Genomic DNA, 8470 nt, shown 5'->3' on the forward strand with positions numbered 1-8470 from the left:
AAATTTAATTTCCAAATTTAAAAAAAAATAAAGTTATATTGATTAAGGTTATGGTAAATAAAGAAGGTTTTCGGAAATGATTATCATTGTCGAAATGTATAGTTATTAGAGTACTTGCAATTTTATTGCAAATAGGTACTAGAGGATTCGAGTCGTTAAAATCTTTTTTCGTTCCATTTTTTTGTCGGTTTTGTTCTTGAAACGACCAAACTAAAATACGGGTTACTTTATTTCCTTGTTCCATAGTAACAGTTTTTACCGTTACGGCTTTGACCTTTTTTAAAACGGAATAAAACGCTTTTAGGTTTTCATTTTTGGAAACCAGGGTCGAAAACCACAGGCATTGCGATTGGAAGTGTACGCTTTCATAAATCATGTTTGTGATAAACACGCGTTCGCCGCCTTCACACCATAATTCGTTATTTTGACCACTAAAGTTAAGTACCGGTTTTCCGGCTGTATTTTTGCCTAGGTTTTTTAGCTTTCGTTCGGTTCCTTTTGTAGCTGCTTCCCGCGAATCGTGGAACGGCGGATTACAAATCGTAAAATCGAATTGCTCCGATTCTCCAATGATATTTTTAAAAACCTGACGCTTGCTGGATTGTAAGCGAACGCTGATCTCATTTTTAAGATCCGGATTTTTTTGAATGATCGTTTCGGCTGTGTTCTTCGCCGCTTTGTCTACTTCAGTTGCAATAAAAGACCATCCATATTCCTGGTGACCAATGATCGGATAAATACAACTGGCACCGGTTCCGATATCGAGAATACGCACCGTATTACCGGTTGGGATTTTTCCGGAATTGCTTTCAGCCAGAATATCCGCGATATAGTGGATATAATCAGCACGTCCCGGAATAGGAGGACAAAGATTGGTTTTGGGAAGTTCCCAGTAATCGATCGCGTAATACGCCTTTAAAAGGCTTTTATTTAGTGTTCTAACGGCATCGGGATTCGCAAAATCAATACTCGTATCACCAAAAGGGGTAGTGGTGGTATAGGCTTCCAGTTCCGGATAGACCGAGATCAGGAAATCAAAATCGTAACGACTGTTGTGTTGGTTACGCGGATGTAAGGTTTTGGCAGTGCCGGAAGAAATATCTTTTTTCATTTGAATACAATAGACGACAAAGGTAGTACAATTATAAGGAAACCGAAACGTTTCTTTCTTTCAGAAAAACAAAAAACCCATTCGTAAGAATGGGCTTTGTAATAAGTAAGATAAATATGTTTAACAAACGTTTTTATTTAATTTTAGTTACGATAGCTGCGAAAGCTTCTGGGTGGTTCATCGCTAAATCGGCAAGAACTTTACGGTTCAATTCGATATTGTTTGCTTTGATTTTACCCATGAATTGAGAATAACTCATTCCGTGTAAACGTGCACCAGCGTTAATACGCATAATCCATAATGCACGGAAATTTCTCTTTTTTTGCTTTCTTCCACGGTAAGCATATTGCATTGCTTTTTCTACCGCGTTTTTCGCTACTGTCCAAACGTTTTTACGTCTTCCAAAGAATCCTTTGGCTTGCTTCAATACTCTTTTTCTTCTAGCTCTTGAAGCAACTGAATTTACTGATCTTGGCATAATTCTTAAATTGTTTTTGTAGCAGGCGACCTTTTCAGGTTCTTGACGAATACCAGGATTCGAGGCACTACTCCAGGGTTATTAAATTGTTGTAACCGAAAGAACGATTAGATAATTCGTAATTGTTCTTTTACACTCTTCACGTCAGATGGGTGAACCAAAGCTGCGTGAGTTAAAGCTAATTTACGCTTTTTAGATTTTTTAGTCAAAATGTGACTTTTAAAAGCGTGCTTTCTCTTGATTTTTCCAGAGCCAGTAACTTTAAAACGTTTCTTAGCACTAGATTTAGTTTTCATTTTAGGCATTTTCTTCCTAGGTATTAGATTTATCTTACTTATTATTTTGATTACAATCTGAAAAAACAAACTGCAATACTATATCAGGGACTCTAAAAGCCCGTTGATTAAAATGGTAAAAAGAACTAGCTTATTGCTTTTTCTTTTTAGGTGCAATGAACATAATCATACGCTTACCTTCAAGTACCGGAAGTGCTTCCACTTTTCCGAATTCTTCAAGATCCTGAGCAAGACGTAATAATAAAATCTGTCCTTGCTCTTTATAGATGATCGAACGGCCTTTGAAAAATACGAATGCTTTTAATTTTGATCCTTCTTTCAGGAATTTTTCAGCATTCTTTTTCTTGAACTCATAATCGTGTTCATCTGTCTGAGGTCCAAAGCGAATCTCTTTTACTACAATTTGCGATGATTTTGCTTTTAGCATTTTATCCCGCTTCTTTTGTTCGTAAAGAAACTTTTTGTAATCCATTATTTTACAAACCGGAGGAGCGGCATTGGGAGAGATTTCAACCAAATCCAATTCTTGCTCTTCTGCCATTTGTAAGGCCAACGATGTTTTGTAAACACCTGGCTCAATGTTCTCTCCTACAAGGCGAACCTCAGGAACACGGATAGCATTGTTTGTTCTGTGCGGATCCTTTTTTTCTACTCTGGGCTGAAAGCCCCTGTTGTTTCTAATTGCTATGGCTCTAAAAATTTAAGTTAAACTTAGAATGATTTTAATGTCTTATTAATTTCTTCTTGTACTAAAGAAGCAAATTGTTCAATTGTCATGGTCTGATTTGATTTTCCGGAATCGCCGTGACGACGTACCGAAATCGTACCGTTCTTTTCTTCTTCTTCTCCAACAATCAGCATAAACGGTAATTTCTGAACTTCAGCTTCCCGGATTTTCTTACCAATCGTTTCGTTACGATTATCAATTAGGGCGCGAATTTCGTGATTTTCTAGCAAATCTAAAACTTTTTTGGCATAATTTTCATATTTCTCGCTCAAAGACAGGATTATAGCCTGCTCCGGCATTAGCCAAAGTGGGAAATTTCCTCCAGTATGCTCCAGTAAAATCGCAATAAAACGCTCCATCGATCCGAATGGTGCACGGTGGATCATTACCGGGCGATGTAGCTCATTATCAGAACCTTTATACGTCAAATCGAAACGCTCCGGTAGGTTGTAATCTACCTGAATAGTTCCTAATTGCCAGCTTCTTCCCAAAGCATCTTTTACCATAAAGTCCAGTTTTGGACCGTAGAAGGCTGCTTCGCCGTATTCTACTGTCGTATTCAGTCCTTTTTCTTTGGCTGCATTGATAATCGCGTTTTCGGCTTTATCCCAATTGTCGTCCGATCCGATGTATTTTTCCGGTTTTTCCGGATCACGTAACGAAATCTGAGCGGTGAAGTTTTCAAAACCTAAAGAACCAAATACATAAAGTACCAGGTCGATTACGTTTTTAAACTCAGCATCCAATTGTTCCGGTGTACAGAAAATGTGTGCGTCATCCTGAGTAAATCCACGAACACGGGTTAAACCATGTAATTCACCACTTTGTTCGTAGCGGTATACCGTTCCAAATTCAGCATAACGTTTTGGAAGGTCTTTATAACTCCACGGTTTTGCATTATAGATCTCACAGTGGTGCGGACAGTTCATCGGTTTTAATAAAAATTCCTCTCCTTCAGCCGGTGTATGAATTGGCTGGAAACTGTCGGCTCCATATTTAGCATAGTGTCCGGAAGTCACATAAAGTTCTTTCTGACCGATATGTGGCGAAACAACTTGTTCGTATCCGGCTTTTTTCTGCGCTTTTTTAAGGAATTGCTCCAAACGATCGCGTAAAGCAGCTCCTTTTGGTAACCATAATGGTAGACCTTGTCCTACACGTTGGGAGAAATGGAATAATTCCAATTCTTTTCCAAGTTTTCTGTGGTCGCGACGTTTGGCTTCTTCTAATAATTCCAAATAATCGGTTAGATCTTTTTGTTTTGGGAATGAAATACCGTATACACGGGTTAACTGTTTGTTTTTTTCATCACCTCTCCAATATGCTCCGGCTACCGATAATATTTTCATGGCTTTGATGATTCCGGTATTCGGAATATGACCACCACGACATAAGTCGGTAAAAGTAGCATGATCACAGAAAGTAATCGTTCCATCTTCCAGGTTCTCGATTAATTCTGTTTTATACGGATTGTTTTCTTTTGCGTAAAATTCCAATGCTTCGGCTTTTGTTGCGGAACGCATTTTGAATTCGTGTTTTTCTTTTGATATAGCAAGAACTCGATCTTCAATGGCTTTAAAGTCGGCATCAGTAATTCTTTGATCGCCGAAATCGACGTCATAGTAAAAACCATTGTCAATAGCCGGACCAATTGTAAGCTTAACGCCTGGATACATTTCTTGTAAAGCTTGCGCCATTACGTGTGAAGTGGAATGCCAGAAAGCTTTTTTTCCTTCTTTATCATTCCAGGTATATAATACAAGAGCACCGTCCGTGGTTAATTCGGTCGTGGTTTCAACTGTTGTACCATTAAAAGAAGCCGAAATAACATTTCGAGCCAATCCTTCACTAATGCTTTTGGCAACATCCATCGGAGTTACACCTTGTGCAAACTCCTTTACCGAACCATCGGGTAATGTAATCTTTATCATATATTAAATTTATAAAGCGCAAATATAAAAGTTTAGAGAAATACATACAATATATATAGGTAGTATAATTCAAATATTTTACATTGATTTAAATTGGGCTTTTTTTAGTGGTATTTCTTGCGTAATGCGTTTTTGATGTCGATTGATCGCCTGAATTGTCCTATATATAGGTATGATTGTACTAATTTCGGAAGACCTGACAGGTTTTTGGAACCTGTCATACCCGGTATATATAGTGTAAAAATGCGTAAAACCTGGCCAATCCTTGGATTTGCGCAAGCAAAGCCCGGATATTCGAAAAAAACATGTTGTTGTTACGTCTTTGTAATGAGGTTGTTAAGAAAAAGATTTAAAAAAAGGTTTGATAAAGTTTGTAAAGATGGAAAAAGGTTCTAGTTTTGCAGCCGCAATAAGGGAGTTCATTGAAGTATAGTACGGCAGATTGGGATTGACTAAGGTTAGAAAAAAAGTCAAAAAAGATTTGCGAGAAATAAAAAAGTGATTTACCTTTGCCACCCGCAAAACAGGGAAGTTCTTAAAGATATTGAGTAAGATAAACGAAGAAAATTTTTTCAAAAAAAAATTCAAAAAAATCTTGCGAGAAACAAAAAGAATTTTTAGTTTTGCAGCCGCTAACAAGGAGACGCGTTAGTGATAAAACAAAGAGAATTAAGTTCATAGACATATTGGATTGACAGCATACAAAGAGAGAGTAAGATTTTTCGAGTATAACAAATTAGACCTAGAAATTATCGTAAAATATTAAAAATATACGATGAAGAGTTTGATCCTGGCTCAGGATGAACGCTAGCGGCAGGCCTAACACATGCAAGTCGAGGGGTAGGGTTAGCTTGCTAACCTGAGACCGGCGCACGGGTGCGTAACGCGTATGCAATCTACCTTGTACAGAGGGATAGCCCAGAGAAATTTGGATTAATACCTCATAGTATTATCGAATGGCATCATTTGATTATTAAAGTTCCAACGGTACAAGATGAGCATGCGTCCCATTAGTTAGTTGGTAAGGTAACGGCTTACCAAGACGATGATGGGTAGGGGTCCTGAGAGGGAGATCCCCCACACTGGTACTGAGACACGGACCAGACTCCTACGGGAGGCAGCAGTGAGGAATATTGGACAATGGGCGCAAGCCTGATCCAGCCATGCCGCGTGCAGGATGAAGCATCTATGGTGTGTAAACTGCTTTTATACAGGAAGAAACCCTACCACGTGTGGTAGATTGACGGTACTGTAGGAATAAGGATCGGCTAACTCCGTGCCAGCAGCCGCGGTAATACGGAGGATCCAAGCGTTATCCGGAATCATTGGGTTTAAAGGGTCCGTAGGCGGTTTTGTAAGTCAGTGGTGAAATCTGGTCGCTTAACGATCAAACGGCCATTGATACTGCAAGACTTGAATTATTGGGAAGTAACTAGAATATGTAGTGTAGCGGTGAAATGCTTAGATATTACATGGAATACCAATTGCGAAGGCAGGTTACTATCAATATATTGACGCTGATGGACGAAAGCGTGGGGAGCGAACAGGATTAGATACCCTGGTAGTCCACGCCGTAAACGATGGATACTAGCTGTTGGGCGCAAGCTCAGTGGCTAAGCGAAAGTGATAAGTATCCCACCTGGGGAGTACGAACGCAAGTTTGAAACTCAAAGGAATTGACGGGGGCCCGCACAAGCGGTGGAGCATGTGGTTTAATTCGATGATACGCGAGGAACCTTACCAGGGCTTAAATGTAGTGTGACAGATTTGGAAACAGATTTTTCTTCGGACACATTACAAGGTGCTGCATGGTTGTCGTCAGCTCGTGCCGTGAGGTGTCAGGTTAAGTCCTATAACGAGCGCAACCCCTGTTGTTAGTTGCCAGCGAGTCATGTCGGGAACTCTAACGAGACTGCCGGTGCAAACCGAGAGGAAGGTGGGGATGACGTCAAATCATCACGGCCCTTACGTCCTGGGCTACACACGTGCTACAATGGCCGGTACAGAGAGCAGCCACTGGGTGACCAGGAGCGAATCTATAAAACCGGTCACAGTTCGGATCGGAGTCTGCAACTCGACTCCGTGAAGCTGGAATCGCTAGTAATCGGATATCAGCCATGATCCGGTGAATACGTTCCCGGGCCTTGTACACACCGCCCGTCAAGCCATGGAAGCTGGGGGTACCTGAAGTCGGTGACCGCAAGGAGCTGCCTAGGGTAAAACTGGTAACTGGGGCTAAGTCGTAACAAGGTAGCCGTACCGGAAGGTGCGGCTGGAACACCTCCTTTCTAGAGACACGATAATTAGGGTTTATGCATACAAGAGATTTTACTCTCGCTGTTAGTTCAAAAAAAAGAAGAATAAGTAAAAAAAAGAGTTTATACTATTTTTAAAGAGTGATACTTAGGTTTTAGATATATCATTTAAAATTTAACGTTCAAAATTTAAAATAATTTAAAAATAGTCTCGTAGCTCAGCTGGTTAGAGTACTACACTGATAATGTAGGGGTCGGCAGTTCGAGTCTGCCCGGGACTACAATTTTTACTTATAAGGAAATTCTGGAAGTTGAGAATTGAATTAAAGATTGATTCAACATTCAAAATTCAACATTCAAAAAAAAAGAATGGGGGATTAGCTCAGCTGGCTAGAGCGCCTGCCTTGCACGCAGGAGGTCATCGGTTCGACTCCGATATTCTCCACTATCTTAGGAGGTAGAAAAGAGAAACAAGAATCAAGATAAAAGACGTTGTCTTTGATCTTTGTTCTAGACTCTTTCCTCTAAAAGAAACCGTTCATTGACATATTGAGATAAGAAAACAAAAAAATTAGAAAGCACAGAATTTAGGGTGTACCGTTAAGGTATATTTTAAAAAAAGTAAGTACAATAAGCAAAATAAGGGCGTATGGGGGATGCCTAGGCTCTCAGAGGCGAAGAAGGACGTGATAAGCTGCGAAAAGTTACGGGGATTGGCACATACGAATTGATCCGTAAATATCCGAATGGGGCAACCCACTATGTTGAAGACATAGTACATCGATAGATGGGCGAACCCGCTGAACTGAAACATCTAAGTAGGCGGAGGAGAAGAAAACAAAAGTGATTCCGTAAGTAGTGGCGAGCGAACGCGGAAAAGCCCAAACCAGAGCTGTTACGGCAGTTGTGGGGTTGTAGGACCACGATATTTCTTGCGGATTGAATTGGAATAACCTGGAAAGGTTAACGATATAGGGTGATAGTCCCGTACAAGTAAGAGAAGATAAGAATAGTGGTATCCTGAGTAGGGCGGGGCACGTGAAACCCTGTCTGAATCTGGCGGGACCATCCGCTAAGGCTAAATACTCCTGAGAGACCGATAGTGAACCAGTACCGTGAGGGAAAGGTGAAAAGAACCGTGAATAACGGAGTGAAAAAGATCCTGAAACCATACGCCTACAAGCGGTCGGAGCCCTTAAGTGGGGTGACGGCGTGCCTTTTGCATAATGAGCCTACGAGTTACCGTTGCTGGCAAGGATAAGCACTTCAGGTGTGGATCCGTAGCGAAAGCGAGTCTGAATAGGGCGCTATAGTCAGTAGTGGTAGACGCGAAACCGTGTGATCTACCCATGGGCAGGATGAAGCTGTGGTAACACACAGTGGAGGTCCGAACCGGTTGACGTTGAAAAGTCTTCGGATGACCTGTGGGTAGGGGTGAAAGGCCAATCAAACTCGGAAATAGCTCGTACTCCCCGAAATGCATTTAGGTGCAGCGCTGATTTAGTTATATAGAGGTAGAGCTACTGATTGGATGCGGGGGCTTCACCGCCTACCAATTCCTGACAAACTCCGAATGCTATATAATGATTTTCAGCAGTGAGGGCATGGGTGCTAAGGTCCATGTCCGAGAGGGAAAGAACCCAGACCATCAGCTAAGGTCCCCAAATGTATG

The 8470-nt window shown here is 40.9% G+C and carries 5 protein-coding genes, 2 tRNA genes and 2 rRNA genes (1 of these 9 cut by a window edge); 4 read left to right on the top strand and 5 right to left on the bottom strand.

The annotated features are described in order from the left end of the window. Window positions 1-4 precede the first annotated feature (4 nt). The 5 genes from rlmF to thrS form a co-directional block, all read right to left on the bottom strand. Window positions 5-1111: a 23S rRNA (adenine(1618)-N(6))-methyltransferase RlmF gene (gene rlmF / locus ABFU83_RS02910; protein WP_347068803.1), complete on the bottom strand. Its 1107-nt coding sequence runs from the start codon at window positions 1109-1111 to the stop codon at window positions 5-7. Window positions 1112-1244: 133 nt separating this feature from the next. Next, the gene (gene rplT, locus ABFU83_RS02915) at window positions 1245-1589 is read right to left on the bottom strand and encodes a 50S ribosomal protein L20 (RefSeq protein ID WP_136403191.1); all 345 of its coding nucleotides are present in this window, start codon (window positions 1587-1589) and stop codon (window positions 1245-1247) included. Window positions 1590-1696: 107 nt separating this feature from the next. Continuing rightward, complete coding sequence (rpmI, locus tag ABFU83_RS02920; protein ID WP_136403190.1) at window positions 1697-1894, bottom strand: 50S ribosomal protein L35; 198 nt, start codon at window positions 1892-1894, stop codon at window positions 1697-1699. Between the two features lie 121 nt (window positions 1895-2015). Then, window positions 2016-2501 (bottom strand): translation initiation factor IF-3, encoded by a 486-nt coding sequence (infC, locus tag ABFU83_RS02925; protein ID WP_230979003.1) that lies wholly within the window; start codon window positions 2499-2501, stop codon window positions 2016-2018. 95 nt (window positions 2502-2596) lie between these two features. Continuing rightward, the gene (thrS, locus tag ABFU83_RS02930) at window positions 2597-4543 is read right to left on the bottom strand and encodes a threonine--tRNA ligase (RefSeq protein WP_300491417.1); all 1947 of its coding nucleotides are present in this window, start codon (window positions 4541-4543) and stop codon (window positions 2597-2599) included. Window positions 4544-5315: 772 nt separating this feature from the next. Between thrS and ABFU83_RS02935 the strand changes: the two genes are divergently transcribed. From ABFU83_RS02935 to ABFU83_RS02950, 4 genes are all read left to right on the top strand, one after another. Continuing rightward, window positions 5316-6831, top strand: a 16S ribosomal RNA gene (locus ABFU83_RS02935). Window positions 6832-7005: 174 nt separating this feature from the next. Continuing rightward, window positions 7006-7079: transfer RNA gene (locus ABFU83_RS02940), tRNA-Ile, on the top strand. Window positions 7080-7169: 90 nt separating this feature from the next. Further along, window positions 7170-7243 (top strand) — tRNA-Ala (locus ABFU83_RS02945). A gap of 183 nt (window positions 7244-7426) precedes the next feature. Next, window positions 7427-8470 (top strand): 23S ribosomal RNA (locus ABFU83_RS02950); it runs 1837 nt beyond the window's last position. Together the 16S and 23S rRNA genes with 2 tRNA genes alongside form the textbook arrangement of a ribosomal RNA operon.

This window comes from Flavobacterium sp. WV_118_3 (assembly GCF_039778605.1).
Lineage (GTDB): Bacteria > Bacteroidota > Bacteroidia > Flavobacteriales > Flavobacteriaceae > Flavobacterium.